At 36.3% G+C, this 23,376-nt stretch carries 14 protein-coding genes and 2 pseudogenes; 10 read left to right on the top strand and 6 right to left on the bottom strand.

What is annotated here, in order from left to right; genetic code table 11:
* Positions 1-123: 123 nt before the first annotated feature.
* The 4 genes and pseudogenes from BSU00_RS07130 (at position 124) to BSU00_RS07115 (ending at position 8,620) form a co-directional block, all read left to right on the top strand.
* A complete protein-coding gene (locus tag BSU00_RS07130; protein ID WP_233188634.1) occupies positions 124-2,298 on the top strand; it encodes a GEVED domain-containing protein in 2,175 nt (724 codons plus the stop codon).
* Positions 2,295-2,720, top strand: a complete 426-nt coding sequence (locus tag BSU00_RS07125; RefSeq protein ID WP_105003744.1) for a GEVED domain-containing protein — start codon at positions 2,295-2,297, stop codon at positions 2,718-2,720. The genes BSU00_RS07130 and BSU00_RS07125 overlap by 4 nt, the downstream gene beginning before the upstream one ends.
* Before the next feature lie 405 nt (positions 2,721-3,125).
* The gene (locus BSU00_RS07120) at positions 3,126-6,521 is read left to right on the top strand and encodes a GEVED domain-containing protein (RefSeq protein ID WP_105003743.1); all 3,396 of its coding nucleotides are present in this window, start codon (positions 3,126-3,128) and stop codon (positions 6,519-6,521) included.
* A 240-nt stretch (positions 6,522-6,761) separates the two neighbouring features.
* Positions 6,762-8,620, top strand: a pseudogene (locus tag BSU00_RS07115) (ABC-F family ATP-binding cassette domain-containing protein).
* A gap of 123 nt (positions 8,621-8,743) precedes the next feature.
* Here BSU00_RS07115 and BSU00_RS07110 read toward each other — a convergent pair.
* Positions 8,744-9,787, bottom strand: a complete 1,044-nt coding sequence (locus BSU00_RS07110; protein WP_105003937.1) for an isoaspartyl peptidase/L-asparaginase family protein — start codon at positions 9,785-9,787, stop codon at positions 8,744-8,746.
* A gap of 259 nt (positions 9,788-10,046) precedes the next feature.
* Between BSU00_RS07110 and BSU00_RS07105 the strand changes: the two genes are divergently transcribed.
* Positions 10,047-11,588 (top strand): aldehyde dehydrogenase family protein, encoded by a 1,542-nt coding sequence (locus BSU00_RS07105; RefSeq protein WP_105003742.1) that lies wholly within the window; start codon positions 10,047-10,049, stop codon positions 11,586-11,588.
* Positions 11,589-11,661: 73 nt separating this feature from the next.
* Here BSU00_RS07105 and BSU00_RS07100 read toward each other — a convergent pair whose 3' ends face one another.
* A complete protein-coding gene (locus BSU00_RS07100) occupies positions 11,662-12,132 on the bottom strand; it encodes a hypothetical protein (RefSeq protein ID WP_146104816.1) in 471 nt (156 codons plus the stop codon).
* A 79-nt stretch (positions 12,133-12,211) separates the two neighbouring features.
* On the opposite strand from BSU00_RS07100, the pseudogene BSU00_RS07095 reads away from it, so the two are divergent.
* Together BSU00_RS07095 and BSU00_RS07090 are read left to right on the top strand one after the other, a co-directional pair.
* Positions 12,212-13,317: pseudogene (locus BSU00_RS07095) on the top strand (NAD(P)/FAD-dependent oxidoreductase).
* Positions 13,314-13,763: a 3-oxoacyl-ACP synthase gene (locus tag BSU00_RS07090; protein ID WP_105003740.1), complete on the top strand. Its 450-nt coding sequence runs from the start codon at positions 13,314-13,316 to the stop codon at positions 13,761-13,763. The pseudogene BSU00_RS07095 and the gene BSU00_RS07090 overlap by 4 nt, the downstream one beginning before the upstream one ends.
* 2 nt (positions 13,764-13,765) lie before the next feature.
* Here the strand turns inward: BSU00_RS07090 and BSU00_RS07085 are convergent, their stop codons facing one another.
* The 4 genes from BSU00_RS07085 to BSU00_RS07075 form a co-directional block, all read right to left on the bottom strand.
* Positions 13,766-14,698, bottom strand: a complete 933-nt coding sequence (locus tag BSU00_RS07085) for an ABC transporter ATP-binding protein (RefSeq protein WP_105003739.1) — start codon at positions 14,696-14,698, stop codon at positions 13,766-13,768.
* Positions 14,699-14,814: 116 nt separating this feature from the next.
* Positions 14,815-16,548 carry a M13 family metallopeptidase gene (locus BSU00_RS07080; RefSeq protein WP_369820283.1) on the bottom strand — a complete coding sequence of 578 codons (1,734 nt, stop codon included), beginning with the start codon at positions 16,546-16,548 and terminating at the stop codon, positions 14,815-14,817.
* Positions 16,549-16,568: 20 nt separating this feature from the next.
* Positions 16,569-16,892, bottom strand: a complete 324-nt coding sequence (locus tag BSU00_RS13955; protein ID WP_369820282.1) for a hypothetical protein — start codon at positions 16,890-16,892, stop codon at positions 16,569-16,571.
* A 29-nt stretch (positions 16,893-16,921) separates the two neighbouring features.
* On the bottom strand, positions 16,922-19,063 hold the full coding sequence (locus tag BSU00_RS07075; protein WP_105003738.1) for a prolyl oligopeptidase family protein: 2,142 nt from the start codon (positions 19,061-19,063) through the stop codon (positions 16,922-16,924).
* 144 nt (positions 19,064-19,207) lie between these two features.
* Here BSU00_RS07075 and trxA point away from each other — a divergent pair, with 144 nt between their 5' ends.
* The 3 genes from trxA to BSU00_RS07060 all read left to right on the top strand — a co-directional run bounded on the left by trxA (position 19,208) and on the right by BSU00_RS07060 (position 23,375).
* Positions 19,208-19,567, top strand: coding sequence for a thioredoxin (gene trxA, locus BSU00_RS07070; RefSeq protein ID WP_105003737.1), 360 nt, complete (start codon positions 19,208-19,210; stop codon positions 19,565-19,567).
* Positions 19,568-19,847: 280 nt separating this feature from the next.
* A complete protein-coding gene (locus BSU00_RS07065; protein WP_105003736.1) occupies positions 19,848-20,819 on the top strand; it encodes a ribonucleotide-diphosphate reductase subunit beta in 972 nt (323 codons plus the stop codon).
* Between the two features lie 171 nt (positions 20,820-20,990).
* The gene (locus BSU00_RS07060; protein ID WP_105003735.1) at positions 20,991-23,375 is read left to right on the top strand and encodes a ribonucleoside-diphosphate reductase subunit alpha; all 2,385 of its coding nucleotides are present in this window, start codon (positions 20,991-20,993) and stop codon (positions 23,373-23,375) included.
* Position 23,376 lies beyond the last annotated feature (1 nt).

The following is a 23,376-nucleotide window of genomic DNA, read 5'->3' as shown; positions in this document are numbered from 1 at the left end:
TATTTTACGAACTGATTAAATGCCCCCCCCAAAAAAATGAATGCAAAAATCCCCCTTGCATTATTGTGCTTATTGATATCTATTTGCACAATTACTGCCCAGCACAAAAGGAATTGCCACACCATGCATAACCTGGAATATCGACAATCCAAAGATCCTATGTTACACCAACGCATGCAGGAAATTGAAGATTTCACACTTCGAAAAGTCAAGCAAATGAATACTTCCCAGGGTAAAATTGTAGGGAATGTCATTCAAATCCCTGTGGTGGTTCATGTCATTTACAGCAATTCCCAAGAAAACATTAGTGAGGCCCAAATTCAATCGCAGATTGCTGTTTTAAATGAGGATTTTAGAAGAACAAACGCAGACCAGACCGATAAATGGTCACAGGCCGCAGATTCGGAAATAGAGTTTTACCTTGCAGAGGTTGATGCAGAAGGAAATACTACAAATGGCATTACAAGAAAGGCATCCACAACAACGGAATGGGGAACCACTGATGCGATGAAACTCGCATCTCAAGGGGGGGTTAATCCGTGGAATACTGAAGAGTATCTTAATATTTGGGTTTGTAATATCGGGGGAGGTATTTTAGGTTATGCCCAGTTTCCAGGAGGAAGTGCAGCGACAGATGGAGTTGTGATAAGCCCACAATATTTTGGTAGTTCGGATAAAGGATCTAATTTCTACCTAATGGCCCCATTCGATAAAGGAAGAACTACTACGCATGAAGTTGGACACTTTTTAAATTTACGGCACATATGGGGTGACGGTGGTTGTGGGATAGATGATGCCGTTGCAGATACACCTATATCCGATGGAGCTAATTACGGATGTGCTGCTGAGAGCAGCTCTTGTGGTTCCGAAGATATGGTACAAAATTATATGGATTATTCAGACGATAGTTGTATGAACTTATATACTCTTGGTCAAAAATCTAGAATGCGAGCCGTTTTGGCTGAAGGAGGTTTTAGAAGAAGTCTTGCTTTATCCGATAAAAAAAGAGGTGGAGGTGCATGTTCCGCTGCAGTACCAAATGGTTTGAATACCTCAAGTATTTCGTCTTCTAGAGTAGTTATCACCTGGGATTCTGTTGCAGCAGCAACCTACGATGTCCGTTATCGAGAGATAGGCACTTCCTCTTGGAACTCTACCGCAGTTTCTGCCACTTCTATTACTTTAACAGAATTATCCGAAAACACCCAATATGAGGTGCAAGTAAGAAGTAAATGTACCAGTGAAATTTCAGCGTACAGTGCCTCTGTTAATTTTCGCACATCAGAAACTATTCTTTCCTATTGCACCTCCAAGGGAAATAGTGTTACCGATGAATACATACAAACGGTGCAGTTAGGAGGTATCAACAACCAATCTGGATCGGGTAATGGCTACACAGATCATACCGATATTTTTACCAATCTTGCTAAAGGGGATACTAATACAATTACCATTACACCTTTTTGGACTGGAAACGTTTACAATGAGGGGTATGGAGTATTTATTGATTATAATCAGGATGGTGATTTTGAGGATAGCGGAGAAATTGTATTTACAAAATCTCCCTCACAGATTACTCCAGTAATCGGGTCATTTACAATTCCAGACTCAGCCAAAGAAGGTCCTACCCGAATGCGTGTAATTTTAAGCTATGAAGAAACTCCAGAAGCTTGCGGTACCTATGAGTATGGAGAGACAGAAGACTATACCGTAATAATAGGAGCTGTCGCTTCTGATATAGAAGCCCCAACTTCACCAGCAGACCTAACCGCCAATAACATAACAGAAACAACCATAGACCTTAGCTGGACTGCCGCTTCAGATAACGTAGGGGTAATAGGCTATGATATATTGCAAGGAACTATCTTAATTGGAAGTGTTTCGGATACATCTATTAATATCACAGGATTAGTAGCAAATACCGAATATGATTTCACTGTTTTTGCAAAAGACGCTGCTGGTAATGTTTCCAATCCTGAAACTATTACCATAACTACAAAGGATATAATTCTAGAGTATTGCGATTCACAAGGAAATGATTCAAGTTATGAATGGATAGATTTTGTGTCTTTTGGAGGGATGACGAATAGTTCCGGGAATAATGCGGGCTATGCAGATTTTACAGATAAAGTAGCCAATGTTACCAGGGGTAGTACCGCACAATTAATAATTAGTGCTGGTTTTAGAAGTTCATCGTATGTTGAATTTTGGTCTGTTTGGATTGATTTTAATAAAGATGGAATTTTTCAGATACTGAAAAACTTGCAAGTGGTGCCACCCCAAGTGCCGCTAATTTGAGTTCTGATATTACTATTCCAGCCAATGCTTTATTAGGAAATACAAGAATGCGTGTTTCTATGAAGTGGAATGCAGTGCAAACCTCTTGTGAAACGTTTTCCTATGGGGAAGTAGAAGATTATACGGTTACTATTTCCAACGATTCAAGAACCAGCGAATTTACGGCGAATGCCATTGCATTAGGGCACGAAGAAATTGTAGATTTGACGGTTTATCCTAATCCTGCAACTTCTTATGTAAATGTTAATTTGATATCTAAAGCAAAAGCTGCCACCTACAGAATTATCAATACCCTAGGAATGTCTGTAAAAGAAGGAGATTTAGATACTTACATTAACTTAGCTAATTTGAATTCGGGAGTATATATTTTAGAAGTTAATGATGGTCAAAAGATTTTAACTTCTAAAATAATGAAAAGATAAGCTGATAGCTAAGCTATTCTAACAAACCTAGAGTATTGGCTCTGGTTTCTCATAAAAAATTATAAACAAAAAGGTAGTGATTTCTCATTGTTCCTTATTAGTTAAATATCATCATATTTTTAATAGTTCTTAAAAAATTTCCATAATTAGAGCTTATTTGGTATCGTGTTTCGTCTTTAAATTCAAATATGCTATTGATTACCAATAATTTTAAGAATATTCCAAACGAAAAGTATAGTATAATCCCTTCCAGCGTTTTAAGTAGTACAATTATACCCTAATTCTTTAGATGTTATTTTTTTGTTAAAAAAATAATGTATATTTGGCACTGATTTGGTAAAAAAATTAGGAATTCAAAATTTTTATCACCGAATTACTAAAAATAATTAAATAACCCTTCTAAAAATGAAAAACAAGTACTTTAAGAGTCTTGTGTTTTGTAGTGCGTTATTGGGATTAGGTTTCCAAACCAGCATACAAGCACAGACCAAACAGGAAGTGGAAAAAATTCGTAAAAATTACGATTTAACCAAACTTCAAGTTATGAAGCAAAACTTCAAAAAAAATGCTTCAAACGATAAGCTGCAAGCTATAAAACTAGCAAAGCAAAACGGCTGGCAAACACAAATACAAAAGTCTGATGGTAGTTTCATGGAACTACAACGAGTGGTAAATGGAAAACCAATTTACTACACTACCTATAATGTTGATGCTGCCAAATCAACAAGAACAAATTTTTTACATTCAGGAGGCTCTTTAGGTTTAAATCTAATGGGTCAAGATATGACAGCCCACGTTTGGGATGGTGGTGGTACCCGAATTACACACCAAGAGTTTGATGGTCCTGGCGGTAATAATCGTGTTACCATAATCGATGGATCAACTTTAAATGGAAGTAGTTTTCACGCCCAGCATGTTACAGGAACAATAATGGCTTCTGGTGTTGACCCAGACGCAAAAGGGATGGCTCCGTATGCGAAAGCAAGAACAGCAGACTGGAATAACGACAAAGCAGAAGCAACAAGTGAAGTTGTTGGAGGTATGCTTCTTTCTAACCACTCTTATGGTTATGCTTTTAGAAATCAATTTGGTCAAGTACAATTACCCCAATACTTCTTTGGAGGTTATATTTCAGAATCAAGAGATTGGGACGAAATTTTATTCAATGCACCAAATTATCTAATGGTCGTTGCCGCAGGAAATGATGGAAACGATAATTCTGCAAATAGCAACCCTACAGGTGGTTCTGGTTGGGATAAACTCACAGGACACTCTACTTCAAAAAATAATTTAGTGGTAGCTAATGCACAAGATGCTAATATTGATGCTAATGGAAACTTAATTTCTGTTGTTATTAATAGCTCTAGTAGTGAAGGTCCTACCGATGATTTCAGAATTAAACCTGATATTACAGGAAATGGAACAGGAGTTTATTCAACCTATGCTAGTAGTGATACTGCATACAACAGTATTACAGGAACTTCTATGGCTTCTCCAAACGTAACTGGGTCTTTATTACTATTGCAACAGCATTATAAAAATTTAAACAATGGTGATTTCATGAAAGCCGCAACTCTTAAGGGCCTAGCACTGCATACAGCAGATGACGCAGGTGCTAACGGACCGGATGCTGTTTTTGGATGGGGTCTTATGAATACGAAAAGAGCTGCAGAGGTAATTTCAGCGAATGGAGACCAAACTAAAATAGAAGAATTAACGCTTTCTTCAGGACAATCGTACACCATAACTGTAGATTCAGATGGTACGAGTCCTTTATTTGCCTCAATTTCTTGGACAGATCGTCCGGGTGTGGCTACGGAAACCGTTAACTCAACTACACCTGTTCTAGTAAATGATTTAGACATAAGAGTGTCTAAAAATGGAACTAATTTTTTACCGTATAAATTAACAAGTCCAACAACTAGTGCACAACAAGACAACAATGTTGATCCGTACGAAAGGGTAGATGTTGTAGGTGCCTCAGGGACGTATACAATAACTGTTACCCACAAAGGTTCTTTAACAGGAGGAAGTCAGAATTTCTCTCTTATCGTTACTGGTCTAACAGGAACTCCAGTTGCATGTAATGCAACAGTCCCTACTGGAGTTGGTGTATCTGGAGTTACTGCTTCAGAAGCAACCATTGCATGGTCTGCAGTTCCAGCAGCAACTTATGATGTTAGATACCGTCCAGTAGGTACTTCTTCTTGGACTACTAACACCGTTGCTACGAACACAACAGCTTTAACTGGTTTGGATGCTTCAACAGCATACCAAGTACAAGTTCGAAGTAAGTGTGATTCTGGTAACTCAAGTTATAGTTCGTCAGTATCTTTCACTACTAGCGAGTTTGTAATTACCTATTGTGATTCAAGAGGTAATAGTGTCGCAGATGAATATATTAAAAGAGTACAACTCGGAAGTATTGACAATCCTTCAGGTGCAAGTAATGGGTATACTGATCATACTTCTTTGACGACCGACTTAGAAAAAGGAGTATCTAACACGATTACCATAACACCAGAATGGACAGGTACTGTGTATAACGAAGCCTATGCTGTGTTTATTGATTACAATAAAGACGGTGATTTTGAAGATGCTGGAGAAACTGTTTGGACAAAAGCACCCTCACAAACTACACCAGTAAACGGATCGTTTACTGTACCGGAGTCGGCATTAGATGGAGCTACCACAATGCGTGTAATTTTGAGATACAACGAAATACCAAGTTCTTGTGGAACATATTCATATGGAGAAACGGAGGATTATACAGTGGTAATCACTTCGCCACAAGTGGATACACAAGCACCAACGGCACCTTCTAGTTTAACAGCTACAAATGTTACCCAAACTACGCTAACCTTAAATTGGTCTGCTTCTTCTGATAATGTTGGAGTTACCGCTTACGATGTGTATCAAGGAGCATCTGTTATTGGTTCTGTAGCAGGAACTTCTACAAATATTACAGGTTTAACAGCCAATACATCTTATACTTTTTCGGTAAAAGCCAAAGATGAGGCTGGTAATGTTTCTTCTGCTAGTAATGTAGTAAATGTGACGACGGAAAATGTTGTACTTACGTACTGTGCCTCTAACGGAAACGACTCTAGCTATGAGTGGATCGACTATGTTGCTTTTGGTGGAATGACCAACGCATCTGGTAATGATGGTGGGTATGAAGATTACACCGATAAAGTAGCAACGGTATCCCGTGGAACAACCAATCAATTAGTGGTAAGTGCAGGTTTTAGAACTTCTTCATATGTAGAATATTGGGCTGTATGGATTGATTTTAATAGAGATGGTACTTTTAGTGAAAGTGAAAAAGTGACTAATGGATCTTCTTCGAGTGCTGCTAATTTAACTTCTGATGTTGCTATTCCTGCCAATGCTACATTAGGACAAACCAGAATGCGCGTTTCTATGAAATGGAACGCTGCACAAACTGCTTGTGAGTCTTTTTCTTATGGTGAAGTGGAGGATTATATTGTAAATATCACTGCAAATAGTTCCAATTTCAATACTACTTTTGCTGATATAATAGACGGACAGGTACTTACTAACGAAGGAGGCGTAGACATTATGACGTACCCTAACCCAGCGACAAATTTTGTACAAGTTAAGTTGAATGTAAGAGGAGAAAATGCTAGCTATAGAGTTATTAATACTCTAGGTAGTGTTGTGAAATCAGGTAGTTTAGACGATACAAATCTCGATGTTTCTTCGCTAAAAACAGGTGTTTATATGTTAGAAGTGAACGACGGTCAGAAACGTTTAACCACTAAGATTATTAAAAGATAATAAGTTTTGAATAAGGAAAAGGTAATTGTAGTTGGGGCTTTTTAGCCCCAACTTTGATAACTAGTATTGGGTAATGTACTTACTCTAGAAATGTTTTTCAATTGTCTGATATCTATTTTCTATTATTTCAAAGAACATAAGAATACCATAAATTAGTTAACACGGTTCAAAACCCTTCTTATACATTAACTAATTTCATCCCCGAGCTTTTGCTCGGGGATTTTTAATTATTTTTGCCCTATGAATTACTTATCGGTAGAAAATATATCCAAATCTTACGGAGAGAAAGTATTATTTCAAGACATTTCCTTTGGAATTAATAAAGATCAAAAAATTGCTTTTGTTGCAAAAAACGGGAGTGGTAAAACCTCTATTCTAAATATTATTGCTGGACAAGATGTTCCAGATACAGGACAAATCATCAGTCGAAAAGGAATACACATTGCTTATTTGGCACAAGATGCAAACTTTAATCAAGATTTAACCATTGAGGAAACTATATTTTCTACAGAAAATAAGATTTTACCTGTAATTAAACAGTACGAGAAAGCACTATTAAATCCGGAGGATCAAGAAGCCTATCAGGAAGCATTTGAATTGATGGAGCAGCACAATGCATGGGATTTTGAAACCCAATACAAACAAATTTTATCCAAGTTAAAGCTTTCAAATTTAGAGCAAAGAGTAGCAACCTTATCTGGGGGCCAAAAAAAGCGTTTAGGTTTGGCAATTATCTTAATAAATAAGCCAGATTTATTAATTCTTGATGAACCCACCAACCATTTAGATTTGGAAATGATTGAATGGTTAGAATCTTTTTTTGCCAAAGAAAAGATTACGTTATTTATGGTTACACACGATCGTTATTTTTTGGAGCGAGTTTGCAATGAAATTATAGAGTTAGATAACGGTAGGTTATATAAATACAAAGGTAATTATTCGTATTATCTACAAAACAAAGAAGAACGTTTAGCACTAGAGGCAACGAATTTGAGTAAAGCAAAGAGTTATTTAAAAAGGAGTTGGATTGGATGCGACGACAACCCAAAGCTCGTACTACTAAATCGAAGTCTAGAATTGATGACTTTTTTGCAATAAAAAGTAAAGCACACCAGCGAAGACAAGAGCATCAAGTACAATTGGAAATTAATATGGAGCGCTTGGGTAGTAAAATTGTAGAGCTTCATAATTTAAAAAAATCATTTGGTGAAAAGATAATCCTCAATGGTTTTGAATATGTATTTAAAAGGGGTGAACGCATTGGTATCATCGGTAAAAATGGTTCTGGAAAGTCGTCGTTTTTGAATGTTTTGACGCAAAAAGAATCGTTAGATGGAGGAAAAGTAGTAGTAGGAGAGACGGTGAAGTTTGGCTATTATACACAAAAAGGAATTCACATTAAAGAAGGACAAAAGGTAATAGAGGTTATCAAGGAATTCGGTGAATATATCCCTTTAACCAAAGGGCGAAAAATCTCAGCCGCGCAATTGTTAGAGCGGTTTTTATTTGATCGTAAAAAGCAATATGATTTTGTAGAAAAATTATCTGGGGGAGAACAAAAACGCTTGTACTTGTGTGCTGTTTTAATACAAAACCCCAATTTTTTGATACTGGATGAGCCAACCAATGATTTAGATGTGGTAACTTTAAATGTATTCGAAAACTTTTTGTTAGACTATCCAGGAAATCTAATAGTGGTTTCGCACGATCGTTACTTCATGGATAAAATTGTAGATTCTTTGTTTGTTTTTCGGGGTGCTGGAATAGTGGAAAACTTTCCAGGGAATTACTCTGATTTTAGAGCTTATGAAAACTCAACTCCCTTGGTACCTAAAGAAGATAAAAAGGTTTCGGATAAGCCAATAAAAGCTCCTTTAAAAGGCAAGTTAACGTACCAAGAAAAACGCGAATACGGATTGTTAGAGACAGATATAGAAAAACTGCAGAAGAAAAAAGACACCATAGAAAGCCAATTCGCCAATAATGAAATTACGCCAGACGATATCAATACCAAATCTTTAGAATTGCAAGAGATTATTAGCAGCCTAGAGGAAAAAGAAGAACGATGGTTTGCACTTTCTATAAAAATGGAGGGATGAGTAAAGCACGGTAAGACCATTTAATTTTTCTGAATTAAAAAACACTTTCCTGTGAAAAGAAAGTGCTTTTTAAATTCTGTACTATTGGTGTTTTGGCTTTTAACAGAACTGCTTGTCGCCTTACTATTTATATATTTTTACAGTAAGAGCACCAGAGGTATCTATAGAGGCTCGATACATTCCTGTTGTATTAAATTCAAAAGACATATTGCCATCTTTATCTAGGGCAATAATTCCTCCTGTACCACCAGCTTTTGTTAGTTTATTTTGAATTACGTCACGTGTTGCCTCTTTTAATGGTACTTTTTTATATTCCATTTGAGCAGCGATATCGTGCGCTACTACACCTCTAATAAAGTATTCTCCCCAGCCGGTTGAAGAAACACCACAAGTTTCATTATTTGCATAAGTACCTGCACCAATAATAGGAGCATCACCGATACGATTCCAGCGCTTATTAGTCATACCTCCCGTAGAGGTACCTGCGGTTATATTTCCATTTTGATCTAATGCAACACAACCAACAGTTCCGTATTTACTGTTTTTAATATCCGTATCGTAGAAACTAACTTTACCGCTCTGATTATCGTCTTCTTTCTCAGAATTCTGAACGCGTTGCAGTGCATCAAAACGTTTTTTAGTGTAGAAGTAACTTGGATCCATTATCTCAAGTCCTCTTTCTGCCGAAAATTCATCTGCTCCCTTACCGGATAGTAATACATGTGCAGAATTTTGCATTACCTCGATAGCTCCCAATATAGGATTTTTTACGGTTTTTACCCCTGTAATTGCTCCTGCTTGAAGCGTTTTACCCTCCATAATGGAAGCATCCATTTCATTTTCTCCGCCATGGGTAAAGACAGATCCTTTTCCAGCATTAAAAAGTGGAGAGTTTTCCATAATTTTAATTGCAGTAGCAACTGCCAAGGTACTACTTCCACCATTTTTAAGAACTTTGTGTCCGGCTGTTACCGCTTCTGTTAGTTTTTCCTCATAGGCTTTTTCCAGTGCTGGAGTCATGTTTTTCTTAAGTATGGTACCTGCACCACCGTGTATAATTATGGCAAATGGCGCTTGTTTTATCGCAGTTGGGTCTTGGTCGGTAGTATTTTTTTTACAGCCAATAGTAGTACAAATAATAAAAAGTAGAAGGGTTATTTTTCTCATGGTATAGTTTTGAATGTTTACTACTAAAATAACAATTATTGTATTAGAAATAGAATGATTTACCACGTGTTAGGTATAATTTCACAAAGGATATACTTGGCCTCAAGATGGAACAGGTAGTCTAGAACTTGTTTTGTGATATATTAACTGATTTTGTCTAATATTACACAAAAAACCACCTAATGTTTAATTTTATAGTTTTGTTTTTATTCGTAGTTTTGTCTTCAGTAAAGTGGAATTATAATTAAATTAAAAATACATGACTGATTTTGGTATTGATAAAGCTCTTGAAACCTTAGGTTTACAAGAAATAAACGAGGGGACATCTACAGGTTCTGTTAATTTTTCTAATGGTGAGCTTATAGCATCATACTCTCCGGTAGATGGAAAATTAATTGGTAAAGTAAAGACAACAACTAGAGAAGACTATGAAAAGGTAATGGAAACTGCCGCGGCAGCGTTTAAGGATTTCAAAGCGATGCCTGCTCCATTACGAGGAGAAATTGTACGTCAATTTGGAGAGAAACTCCGCGAGAAAAAAGAAGCTTTAGGCAAGCTTGTTTCCTATGAAATGGGTAAATCGTATCAAGAGGGTCTTGGTGAGGTGCAGGAGATGATTGATATCTGTGATTTTGCAGTAGGATTATCGCGTCAGTTACACGGTTTAACGATGCATTCAGAGCGTCCTGGGCACCGCATGTATGAGCAATACCATCCATTAGGGATTGTTGGGATAATTTCTGCGTTTAACTTTCCGGTAGCAGTATGGGCGTGGAATACAGCACTAGCTTGGATTTGTGGCGATGTTTGTGTTTGGAAACCTTCTGAAAAAACACCATTATGTGGTGTTGCATGTCAAAACATTATTGCTGAGGTATTACAAGAGAATAATTTACCTGAAGGAATTTCTTGTTTGGTAAATGGTGATTACAAAGTAGGGGAGTACCTATCTAAAGACACTCGTATTCCATTAGTGTCGGCTACAGGATCTACACGTATGGGTAAATTAGTAGCGAAAGAAGTAGCTGGTCGTTTAGGAAAATCGTTGTTAGAATTAGGAGGAAATAATGCTATAATTGTTACCCCAGATGCAGATATTAAAATGACGGTAATAGGTGCCGTTTTTGGTGCTGTTGGAACTGCAGGGCAACGTTGTACCTCTACACGTCGTTTAATTATTCACGAATCTATATACGATACTGTGAAAGAAGCTGTAGCAGATGCCTACAAACAACTTCGTATCGGAAATCCTCTCGACGAGAACAATCACGTGGGTCCTTTAATCGATAAGGACGCTGTGAAAATGTACCAAGCAGCACTTGATAAAGTAGTTGCTGAAGGAGGAAATGTTGTTGTTGCGGGAGGCGTATTGCAAGGAGAGGGATATGAAAGTGGTTGTTATGTGAAACCAGCAATCGCAGAAGCTTCGAATGACTTTGAAATTGTTCAACATGAAACATTTGCACCAGTATTGTATTTACTAAAATACTCTGGAGATGTAGAAAATGCAATTGCACTTCAAAATGGAGTTGCACAAGGGTTGTCTTCTGCGATAATGACCAACAATTTACGAGAGGCAGAAAGATTCCTTTCTAATGCCGGATCGGATTGTGGAATTGCCAATGTAAATATTGGAACTTCAGGTGCAGAAATTGGAGGTGCTTTTGGTGGAGAGAAAGAAACTGGAGGAGGACGCGAATCTGGTTCTGATGCTTGGAAAGTATACATGCGTCGCCAAACTAATACCATTAATTACACTACTGATTTACCTTTAGCACAAGGTATCAAGTTCGATCTATAAGAATCGTTTAGTATAGCATATACGAAAGCCGCTTGATTTTTCAAGCGGCTTTTTAGGTTAGGGATAAATTCTTCTATTGGCGTATAATTGGTTTGCCTTTCTTAATATTTTCTATTTTTACGTATTTTATTTTAGAACCATCTCTATAGCTAATAATCGCCTCATTATTCTCAAGTTCAAATGGAATGTTTTTCTCTGTTTGGGGAGGTTTGTTTCCGTATTCATTTATCCCATCTTTATGTAATTGTAAATCTGCTTTACTCTGTATATTGTTTGGATAAAATCGACCGATAAAATAGGTTTTATCCCCTCGTGATTCCACACTAGCTTTTGCTTTATGGTTCAGAAAATATAAAGAATCTACTTTTATAGTTTCTGAACTAGAGTATTCTACTAGTAATTGTATCATATTAGAGCCTGGCATACCTCCAGTAATATCAATTTGGGTAGCATTGTGAATTGTAAAAGGAGGATTATTTTCAAAAGGCAAACTTTTACATTTTGAAAATCCGATAGCTAGAAGTATAATGCTTAAAAGTTTCATTATTTTCATTTTATTTTCTTTAATTTTAACCACTGCAACAAAGATACCAAAGTACTGCGTTATAAAAGACTTTACTATGCTGAATTATAGTTATTGGGAATTAAAAGAATGGTTTTACAATATTGACTTCACAATTATAGGTAGCGGTATTGTAGGACTAAATACAGCACTGTATTTGAAGCAAAAATTCCCAAAAGCAAAAATTGTCATTTTAGAAAAGGGAATGCTTCCACAAGGAGCCAGTAGTAAAAATGCAGGTTTTGCCTGTTTTGGTAGTATGTCAGAATTAATCGATGATCTGAAAAGTCATTCTGAAGAAGAAGTACTTGAGTTAGTTAAAAAACGTTGGCATGGATTGCAATTATTGCGTAGTAATTTAGGAGATAAGCAATTAGACTTTAAACAATACAATGGTTACGAATTGTTTTTGCAAACTTCTTTGTTCGAAGAATGTATCGGGATGTTAAATAAGGTAAATAAATTATTAGAGCCATTATTCAATCGTTCTGTATTTAAAGTGGATGAAAATCGTTATGGATTTAAAAATGTTCACCAACAATACATCACAAATGTTTTTGAGGGTCAGATTGATACAGGTAAAATGATTACTGCATTACTAGCAAAAGTAAGCGCATTAGGTATAAAGATAGTTAATAATATTACGGTAGAATCCATAGAGGAAAATAACGAATCGGTTCACCTAAAAACCAACAGACTCGAGTTTACCAGCAGTAAAGTTTGTATCGCTACGAATGGTTTTGCCAAACAGCTCATTAATGTTCCTGTTAAGCCAGCTAGAGCGCAAGTTTTAATTACAAAACCAATTAAAGGTTTAGATATTAAAGGAACTTTTCACTTGGATAAAGGGTATTATTATTTTAGAAATATAGACGATCGAATATTATTTGGGGGAGGAAGAAATTTAGATTTCCAAGGAGAAGAAACTACGAGTTTCTCACAAACTCCTATAATTCAGGATGCCTTAGAAACAATTTTGCGCGATATTATTCTTCCCGATAGAAATGTAGAGATTGCCCACAGATGGAGTGGTATTATGGGAGTTGGACAACAAAAAAAGCAATTGTTAAACAACTGTCTAATAACGTGTATTGTGGGGTACGTTTAGGAGGAATGGGTGTAGCCATTGGAAGTTCCATTGGTAAAGAATTAGCGGCACAATTATGACACGGAAGGAAAAACTGGTAAATAGGTGCTCTCAGTTTGTAGAAAAGCGTTTGCAAACCATTTCTGCGACCATATCTTCCAATACCGCTGCTTTACAATCCGAGACGAAATCTTCTGCTGGTGATAAGCATGAAACCGGAAGAGCAATGTTACAGTTGGAGATGGAAAAAGCCGGTCAGCAATTAAATAACGTCACTGCAATGCGAAATACACTAGCAAGAATTGACGCTACAAAAATAACCAAGCAAATTTGCCTAGGAAGTATAGCAACTACGAATAGAGGAAGCTACTTTATCAGTATTTCTGCAGGCAAATTACTGGTAGAAAATCAAACGTATTTTGCAGTTTCCTCGGTATCTCCCATAGGAAAACTACTCCTTGGAGCTCGCGCAGGAACTTCGTTTGTTTTTAATGGAAATAGGTGGGAGGTTTTAGAGGTACAGTAAGGTTATTTTGTACTTGAATACTCTAAATAAATACGTGTATTTTCTTCCAAAAAGCAGTCGTGTCTAATAAATACTTTTTGCTGCTCAAGGACTGCTTCTAGTAACCAAAATGTGCCTTTAAAGTAACAATTAGTAATTATTGCGCTGTGGCAAGAATTAGGAACAACTTTTATTTGATACGGATAAAGTAACTGCTTTTTCCCATTTATTATAATTTCATTGCAATCGTCAAACAAAGAGGCAATATATTTATTTTTTGGGTTGCTGTATAGGTTTCTGGGGGTGTCTAAAGCAAGTATTTTGTGATTTCGAATAACCATCATTGTATCTGAAAAAGAGAGTGCATCACTACCGTCATGCGTCGCTACAATACAAGCAATTTGTTTGCGTTTTAGATATGCAAATAATTTCCTTCGCAGTGAATTTTTTTTAAAATTATCTATTTGACTAAAAGGCTCGTCTAAAAGTAAGAGTTCTGGTTCTTTTGCAAGAGCCCTTGCAATAGCAACTCTTTGTTGCTGTCCTCCACTTAAGTTTTTTACCTTTTCATTGGCAAAGGCTTTCATTTCGATTACCTCTAGTAATTCCTCGGTACGTCTTTTTGCTTCGTCCATATAAAATCGAGACAGAAACTTGGCAATATTTTCACTAACAGAAATATATGGCATTAAATCAAAGTCTTGTGCTACAAATTTGATAAAATCCATACCAGGAATAAGATGGTGCTCTGGACCCAAAATAACATTATCTTTCCAGTGTAGTGACCCTTTTGAAACCTCTAATAAACCATATACAACCTTCAGTAAAGTAGACTTACCACAGCCACTTTCTCCCATGATACATAAGTTTTCACCTTTGTTTACGGTAAAACTAATATTAGCCAGTGTTTCTTTAGAATCTGAATATTGAAAGGATATGTTAGCAACGTTAAGCATGCAACAAAAATAAATTTTTACCTTCAGAATTGCGATAAATTTTAAGGAAAGGTTAGAAAGATAAAAAAAGCCGATACTTTAGGGTATCGACTTATATTAGTATTATTTTTTATTTCTTACCAGATTCGCACTCTATCCTCTGGATTTAAATACATGTTATCCCCTTCCTGTACATCAAAAGCCTCATAAAAAGCATCTACATTTTTAAGCGGCATATATGCTCTATACATACCAGGAGCATGGGTATCAGTCATGATTAGATTTTTTAAAGCCTCGTCACGCATCTTAGTTCTCCAAATAGTTCCCCAAGACATGAAGAAACGTTGCTCTGGAGTAAAACCATCTATTTCTGCCGGGCGTCCGTTTTTATCTAAAAAGATTTGTAATCCTTCATAGGCAGCCTGAACGCCACCCAAATCACCAATGTTTTCTCCTAAGGTAAATTCTCCGTTTAAATGTGTACTATCAATAGCTACGATATTACTGAACTGTGCAACTAACTTTTTACCAGCGGCAGCAAATTTTTCAGAATCTTCGTTAGTCCACCAATTTCTTAAATTACCATCTCCGTCAAAACGCGCACCAGAGTCATCAAAACTGTGTGAAATTTCATGTCCAATAACGGCACCAATACCACCATAATTTACGGCTTCATCTGCTTTGTAATTATAAAAAGGAGGTTGTAATATGGCAGCTGGAAAAACGATTTCATTGTTTACAGGGTTAAAGTAAGCATTAACCGTCTGTGGTGACATTCCCCATTCTGTTCGGTCTACTTCTTTTCCTAACTTGGCAATACTCTTGTCAAAGTTCCATTTTCTAACATTGTTTGCATTCGTAAAATAAGTACCACCATCTGCAGTTCCTTTTACCTCTAAAGCACTGTAGTCTTTCCATTTGTCAGGGTAGGCAATTTTAACCGTTAGTTTACTTAGTTTTTCAAGGGCTTTTTTCTTTGTTTCTTCACTCATCCAAGGAAGTTGTGCTATTCTCTTTTCAAAACCAAGTAAAACGTTGTCAATCATTTCTTGCGCTTTTTGTTTTGCTTCCGGTGGAAATTTCTTTTCCACATACAACTTACCTAAAGCCTCACCAACTGCTCTGTTAACACCACCTAAGGCTCGTTCATCTCTAGCTCTTTGTTTTTTAGCGCCACGCATTTCTTTACTGTAAAATTCCCAGTTTGCTTTTTCTAAGTCTGTAGAAAGCGAACCTAGAGCATTATTAATCGTGTTCCAACGCAATAGTAATTTCATATCGGCAACAGAACGCGTTTTCAATACTTCATTCATCGCTTTAAAGTATCCAGGATCGGTTACAATAATACGGTCGATATTGGTTACCCCGATTCCAGTAAGATATGCGTTCCAATCAATTACAGGTGCTAAATTTTCTAATTCCTCTATCGACATTGGGTTGTACATTCTTCGTGTATCTCTGCGTTCTTCTTTGGTCATCATCGGTGCAGCCAAACTTTTTTCAAAAGCAACAATTGTTGCAGCATTTTTAGTAGCAGTAACCTCATCCTCTCCAAACTTTTGCAGCATTTTAGCAACAAACTCTTGATATTTATTCAGTTTGTCTTCAACATTCGGGTCTACATAATAATCTCTAGACAATCCTAAACCACCGCCACTCATGTAACCTGCATTCATGTTACTGTTTTTAAGGTCGTTGTAAACCCCAAAACCATAAAATGCACCGCCTCCATATGGCGCCATATTTGTGATATAAGTTTGAACCTCTTTAAAGGTATTAATCGCCTCAATTTTTTGAAGTAAGGGCTTTACTGGTTCCATACCAGCTTTATTTCTGGCAACAGTATCCATGATAGTTTCGAAAAAATTCACTGCCTTTTCTTGGTCAGAATCTATTTCGTTTCCATTACTATCTTTAATTTTAGGGAAATTTCCTCTTGGATAGCTTCATTGAGGATAGCTAGTACATCTGCATCTGTTTTTTTTCGAAGTTGGTTAAATCCACCCCACGAGGTTTGATCGTCTGGAATCTCTGTTCTGTCGATCCACGCTCCGTTGACGTATCTAAAGAAATCATCGGAAGGTTTTGTATTAACATCCATGTTCTCAAGGGCAATTCCTGGAATACTTTCTGCGGTTTTAGTTTCATTTTTACAGGCAACAAGACCTAATGCAGTAATCGCTGTTGTAAAAAGAATTTTATGCTTTGTTTTCATTGTATTTAAATTGGTTATGTTTTCGTTGTTTATAACTCGTTTGGTAGTTTCGTAAAGCCCATATTAAATAAGGTGAATCCGTAAATATCTGCGTATTGCTCTATTGTCTTTGCAATTGGAGTACCAGCTCCATGGCCTGCATTTGTTTCAATTCTAATCAAGACAGGATTGTTTCCGGTCTGTTTCTCTTGAAGTTCAGCAGCAAATTTGAAGCTATGCGCAGGAACTACTCTATCATCGTGATCTCCTGTGGTGATCATGGTAGCAGGGTATTCTATGCTAGATTTAACATTGTGTACGGGAGAATACCCCTTTAAATAAGAAAACATTTCTTCACTTTGTTCTGCAGTTCCATAGTCATATGCCCATCCTGCTCCTGCAGTAAAGGTATGGTATCGCAACATGTCTAAAACACCAACTGCCGGGAGAGCTACTTTCATTAAATCTGGTCGTTGGGTCATAGTTGCTCCTACTAATAATCCACCATTAGAGCCACCTCGTATTGCTAAATAATCTGAAGAGGTATAGTTGTTCGCTATTAAATACTCTCCGGCGGCTATAAAATCGTCGAATACATTTTGCTTTTGCATTTTGGTACCCGCGTCGTGCCATTTTTTTCCGTATTCTCCACCACCTCTTAAATTGGGAACCGCATAGATTCCACCTTGTTCCATCCAAACGGCATTCGCAATGCTAAAACTCGGAGTTAAACTGATGTTAAAACCACCGTATCCGTATAAAATAGTAGGGTTTTTTCCATTTAGTTCGATGCCTTTTTTGTGGGTGATGATCATTGGAATCTTTGTGCCGTCTTTTGAAGTATAAAAAACTTGCTTGCTTTCATAGTTGTCCGCGTCATAAGAAATTGTAGGTTTCCAATATAACGAATAGGTACCATCAGTAGGGTTAAATAAGTATGAAGACGAGGGTGTGTTATAATTGGTAAACGAAAAATACAATTCTTTTGCATCGGTTTTCCCTCCAAATCCACCAGCAGATCCTACACCCGGTAATTTAACTTCACGAATCAATTTTCCGTCAAAATCATATTGTAGAACTTTAGAAACTGCATCTACCATGTATTCTGCAAAGAAGTATCCACCACCTGTAGAAGGAGAAAGTACATTTTCTGTCTCAGGAATGAAATCTTTCCAATTTTCTGGTGTTGGATTTGCTGCGTCTACAGTAACAATTTTTTTGTTAGGTGCATTCAAGTTGGTTACGATGAACAAGGTGCTTCCTCTGCTGTCAATTACATAAGAATCACTATCAAAATTTGCAATGATTGGAGATAGTTTACTGTTATCTTTCGTTAAATCTTGAATGTATAATTTATTCCCTGAAGTTGAAGTAGAAGCAGAAATGATAAGATATTTATCATCTTCGGTTAAGCTTCCACCAACATATCGATGCTTTTCCTCCGGTACAGCTCCAAAAATTACTTCATCGGAACTTTGCGGAGTTCCTAATTTGTGAAAATAAAGCTTGTGTTGGTCTGTTTTCGCAGATAGTTCACTACCAGCTGGCTTGTCGTAGCTAGAGTAGTAAAAACCTTCATTTCCTCTCCAAGTAATTCCAGAAAACTTAACATCTACGATAGTATCCTCTTTAATTTCTTTGGTTAGGGCATCCATGATGATCACTTTTCGCCAATCACTTCCACCTTCAGAAATCGAATATGCCACTGTTTTTCCGTCTTTAGTAAAACTAATTCCACCAAGAGATGTTGTTCCATCTTTTGCAAAAGAGTTTGGATCTAAAAAAACCTCCTCTTTTCCATCTTTATTTTTTCTGTACAAAACGTACTGATTTTGCAATCCATTGTTTTTGTAATAATAGGTAAAGTCACCTTCTTTAAAAGGAGTGCCGACCTTTTCGTAATTCCAGAGCTCCGTTAAACGATCTTTTAAAGCGCTTTTGTACGGTATTTTGTTTAGGTAATCAAATGTTACTTTGTTTTCTGCCGAAACCCAGGCTTCCGTTTCTTCACTTCTATCGTCTTCTAGCCATCGGTAATTGTCGGTTATTTTGGTGCCAAAATAATCCTCTATAACGGGTTGTTTTTTCGTTTCAGGATACTTCACAGTTATGGTATTTTTACTTTTCTCTGAATTCGTGCATGAGAATATTGTAATACTCGCAAGAATTAATGGTAGGATGCGTCGCTTCATTTTTATAATAGTTGTAGAAATGTATTCCAAAGTTAGATGAAATTTAATTTTTCTTTCTCTTTTTAAGAGGACTTTAACATAAATTACACACATAAAACAGCCGAATTACATTTAATTTTATTTTTTTAAACAATATGTGTAGCAATGACTGAAAATTTAACAAAAGAGACTTTTTTTCAAAAAGTTTTTAACTACGAAGAGAATAGCGATTGGAATTTTAAGGGAGACATACCAGCTATAATAGATTTCTATGCCGATTGGTGTGGGCCGTGTAAGGCTTTAGCACCGATATTAGAGGAATTGAGTGAAGAATATGATGGAAAAGTGAAGATATATAAAATAGACACAGAGGCCGAACAAGAATTAGCTGCTGCCTTTGGTATTCGCAGTATTCCATCCATGCTTTTTTGCCCCGTAAATGAACCGCCACAAATGGCACATGGTGCCCTTCCGAAAAAGCAAATTATGGAAATTATGGAAACGGTATTACAGTTGAAATTTTGATGTTTGAAAAGTGTTAGTTTTTTAGCAGCTTAAGGCTTGTGTAGAAGTATTTAGTAAACCTAATGAGTATCACGGATACAACAACTCTCGATTAGCTTAAGTGTCTCATTTACAGGTTTTAACATTTGTTTGTTTTCTCTTGTTTTTCTTGAGTTTTTAATGTTTTGTTAAAAACTTCAAGGGTTTTGTGAATAAGTATGGATTGTAAATTTTAATAAAAAGTACCATCTTTGTTAAACCCCTTTTTAGAGAAGAATTAAAGATAAAACAACACTACTAGATGACGACGATTGAACCAATTTTACAGGAGAATAAAAACAGATTTGTAATCTTTCCAATTCAACACAATGACCTTTGGGAATGGTATAAAAAACAGCAAGCATGTTTTTGGACTGCCGAAGAAATTGACTTGCATTCCGATCTCAACGATTGGAATTCAAAACTTACCGATGATGAGCGTTATTTTATCAAGCATATTTTAGCTTTTTTCGCCGCTTCTGATGGAATAGTTAATGAAAATTTAGCAGAAAATTTTGTTAATGAAGTTCAATATTCAGAAGCCAAATTCTTTTATGGTTTCCAGATTATGATGGAAAATATTCATTCGGAAACCTATTCTCTTTTAATTGATACGTATATTAAAGACGATGAAGAAAAAACAAAGCTTTTTCAAGCTATTGACGTTTTTCCTGCCATTAAAAAGAAGGCTGAATGGGCTTTAAAATGGATAGAATCTGACTCTTTTGCAGAACGTCTAATCGCTTTTGCTGCTGTAGAAGGGATTTTCTTTTCTGGTTCTTTTTGTTCTATCTTTTGGTTAAAGAAAAGAGGACTATTACCTGGTTTAACTTTTTCGAATGAGTTAATTTCTAGAGATGAAGGAATGCATTGTGATTTTGCAGTTCATTTACATAACAATCATCTCGTTAACAAGGTTCCTAAAGATCGAATCAAAGAAATTATTATATCTGCACTAGACATTGAAAGAGAGTTCATTACAGAATCGCTGCCTGTTAGTTTAATTGGAATGAATTCAAAATTAATGACGCAGTACCTAGAGTATGTTACCGACAGACTTTTATTAGAGTTTGGTTGTGACAAAGTTTATGAATCTACAAACCCATTTGATTTCATGGAGATGATTTCTCTCGAAGGAAAAACTAATTTTTTCGAGAAAAGAGTTTCTGAATATCAAAAAGCAGGTGTAAAATCGGGTGGAACCGGTGATATCAGCTTCGATGCTGATTTTTAAGGAGGAGTTTTATACTGTAATCCCCTATCTATACAGTAATGATTGTGTTAAAGCGGTGCACTTTAACTTCAAATCTTGTTTCTAATTAAGAACCATTTTAAATTATTAAACGGTTACGAACTTTTAACGAGCTCGATAACTATTATTAACCTTATACCAAAATAAAATTATATGTATGTAGCAAAGAGAGATGGCAGAAGGGAGCCAGTGATGTTTGACAAGATAACAGAAAGAGTTAGAAAAATGTGTTATGGATTAAACAAGATTGTTGATCCAGTAAAAGTTGCTATGCGAGTTATTGAAGGTTTATACGACGGGGTAACCACTTCAGAATTGGATAATCTCGCTGCTGAAACTGCTGCAACAATGACAACGGCACACCCTGATTATGCCAAGTTAGCGGCTAGAATCGCAGTTTCTAATTTACATAAAAACACCAAAAAGTCGTTCTCAGAAACCATGACGGATTTATACAAATACGTAAATCCTCGTACGAATAAAGATGCATCATTATTAGCAGATGATGTGTATCAAATTATAATGGATAATGCAGATAAGTTAGATTCTACTATTATCTACAGTCGTGATTTTAATTATGATTATTTTGGCTTTAAAACCTTAGAACGTTCTTATTTACTAAAGTTAAACGGAGTTATCGTAGAGCGTCCGCAGCATATGTTAATGCGTGTTTCGATAGGTATTCATAAAGAAGACATCGATGAAGCTATTGCTACTTATGAACTAATGAGTAAAAAATATTTTACACACGCTACTCCTACATTATTTAATTCTGGAACACCAAAACCACAGATGTCTTCTTGTTTCCTATTACAGATGCAAGATGACAGTATTGAAGGCATATACGATACGTTAAAGCAAACTGCTAAAATCTCACAATCTGCAGGAGGTATAGGGTTGTCGTTACATAATATTAGAGCTACCGGCTCTTACATTAGTGGAACAAATGGTACTTCTAACGGAATTGTTCCTATGTTACGAGTTTTTAACGATACAGCAAGATACGTAGATCAAGGAGGAGGAAAGAGAAAAGGTTCTTTTGCCATGTATTTAGAACCTTGGCATGCAGATATTTTTGACTTTTTAGATTTAAAAAAGAACCACGGTAAAGAGGAGATGAGAGCACGTGATTTATTTTATGCGATGTGGATTTCAGACCTCTTTATGAAACGCGTTCAAGAAGACGGACAATGGACACTGATGTGTCCTCACGAATGTCCTAATTTATACGACACCTATGGCGACGAATTTGAAAAACTATATACAGGTTACGAAGCGGCAGGTAAGGGAAGAAAAACTATTCGAGCAAGAGAGCTTTGGGAGAAAATTCTAGAGTCTCAAATTGAAACAGGTACTCCATATATGTTGTATAAAGATGCAGCAAACCGTAAATCAAATCAGAAAAATTTAGGAACAATTCGTTCTTCTAACTTGTGTACTGAAATTTTAGAATACACTGCTAAAGATGAGGTTGCAGTTTGTAATCTTGCTTCCATAGCGATTCCTATGTTCGTAGCGCAAGACGAGAACGGAAATAAATTCTTTGATCATCAAAAATTGTTTGAGGTTACCAAAAAGGTAATTAGAAATTTAGATACGGTAATTGATCAAAATTACTATCCGGTAAAAGAAGCTGAAAATTCTAATTTTCGTCACCGTCCTGTAGGTCTCGGTATTCAAGGATTAGCCGACGCATTCATTATGTTACGCCTTCCATTTACCAGCGATGAGGCGAAAAAGCTAAATCAAGAAATTTTTGAGACCTTGTATTTTGCCGCCGTGACATCTTCTAATGAAGTGGCAAAAGATAAAGGTGCTTATTCTACTTATGAAGGTTCGCCGATGTCGCAAGGAGAGTTCCAACATAATATGTGGGGAGTAAAAGATGAAGAGTTAAGCGGACGATGGGATTGGACAGAGCTTCGAAAAAAGGTTCAAGAACACGGAGTGCGTAATTCGTTATTAGTTGCTCCGATGCCAACGGCCTCTACTTCTCAAATCTTGGGTAATAACGAAGCTTTTGAACCATATACATCTAATATATATACAAGACGGGTACTTTCTGGTGAGTTTATTGTGGTAAACAAGCACTTACTGGAAGATTTGGTAGAGTTAAATTTATGGGATAATACCATGAAGGAAGATATCATGAGAGCTAATGGATCTATCCAACACATCGAAAGTATTCCACAAGATTTAAAAGAATTATACAAGACGGTTTGGGAGATGAGTATGAAGGATATCATTGACATGTCTCGTCAAAGAGGCTATTTTATAGACCAGTCGCAGTCTTTAAATCTATTTTTAAAAGATCCTGATTTTGGAAAGCTTACGTCTATGCATTTTTATGCTTGGAAATCGGGTCTAAAAACAGGAATGTATTATTTAAGAACAAAGTCTGCTGTAAATGCGAAACAATTTACATTAGATATTGAAAAGAAAAAAGAAGACGCACCAATGTCTGCAGAGGAATTGAAAGCATTGATTGAAGAATCAAAAAATTCGGGTCCAGATGATTGTTTGATGTGTGGCTCTTAGA

This window comes from Tenacibaculum sp. SG-28 (assembly GCF_002954385.1).
Lineage (GTDB): Bacteria > Bacteroidota > Bacteroidia > Flavobacteriales > Flavobacteriaceae > Polaribacter.
The sequence above is the reverse complement of the archived record's forward strand: the minus strand, read 5'-3'. Positions and strand labels throughout refer to the sequence as shown.

Bases quoted from the DNA above. Each gene is read 5' to 3' on its own strand.
- BSU00_RS07060 (WP_105003735.1), top strand. From the start codon at position 20,991: ATGTATGTAGCAAAGAGAGATGGCAGAAGGGAGCCAGTGATGTTTGAC.
- BSU00_RS07100 (WP_146104816.1), bottom strand. From the start codon at position 12,132: ATGAAACTTTTAAGCATTATACTTCTAGCTATCGGATTTTCAAAATGT.
- BSU00_RS07105 (WP_105003742.1), top strand. From the start codon at position 10,047: ATGACTGATTTTGGTATTGATAAAGCTCTTGAAACCTTAGGTTTACAA.
- BSU00_RS07130 (WP_233188634.1), top strand. From the start codon at position 124: ATGCATAACCTGGAATATCGACAATCCAAAGATCCTATGTTACACCAA.
- BSU00_RS07090 (WP_105003740.1), top strand. From the start codon at position 13,314: ATGACACGGAAGGAAAAACTGGTAAATAGGTGCTCTCAGTTTGTAGAA.
- trxA (WP_105003737.1), top strand. From the start codon at position 19,208: ATGACTGAAAATTTAACAAAAGAGACTTTTTTTCAAAAAGTTTTTAAC.
- BSU00_RS13955 (WP_369820282.1), bottom strand. From the start codon at position 16,892: ATGAAAACAAAGCATAAAATTCTTTTTACAACAGCGATTACTGCATTA.
- BSU00_RS07110 (WP_105003937.1), bottom strand. From the start codon at position 9,787: ATGAGAAAAATAACCCTTCTACTTTTTATTATTTGTACTACTATTGGC.
- BSU00_RS07065 (WP_105003736.1), top strand. From the start codon at position 19,848: ATGACGACGATTGAACCAATTTTACAGGAGAATAAAAACAGATTTGTA.
- BSU00_RS07075 (WP_105003738.1), bottom strand. From the start codon at position 19,063: ATGAAGCGACGCATCCTACCATTAATTCTTGCGAGTATTACAATATTC.
- BSU00_RS07120 (WP_105003743.1), top strand. From the start codon at position 3,126: ATGAAAAACAAGTACTTTAAGAGTCTTGTGTTTTGTAGTGCGTTATTG.
- BSU00_RS07085 (WP_105003739.1), bottom strand. From the start codon at position 14,698: ATGCTTAACGTTGCTAACATATCCTTTCAATATTCAGATTCTAAAGAA.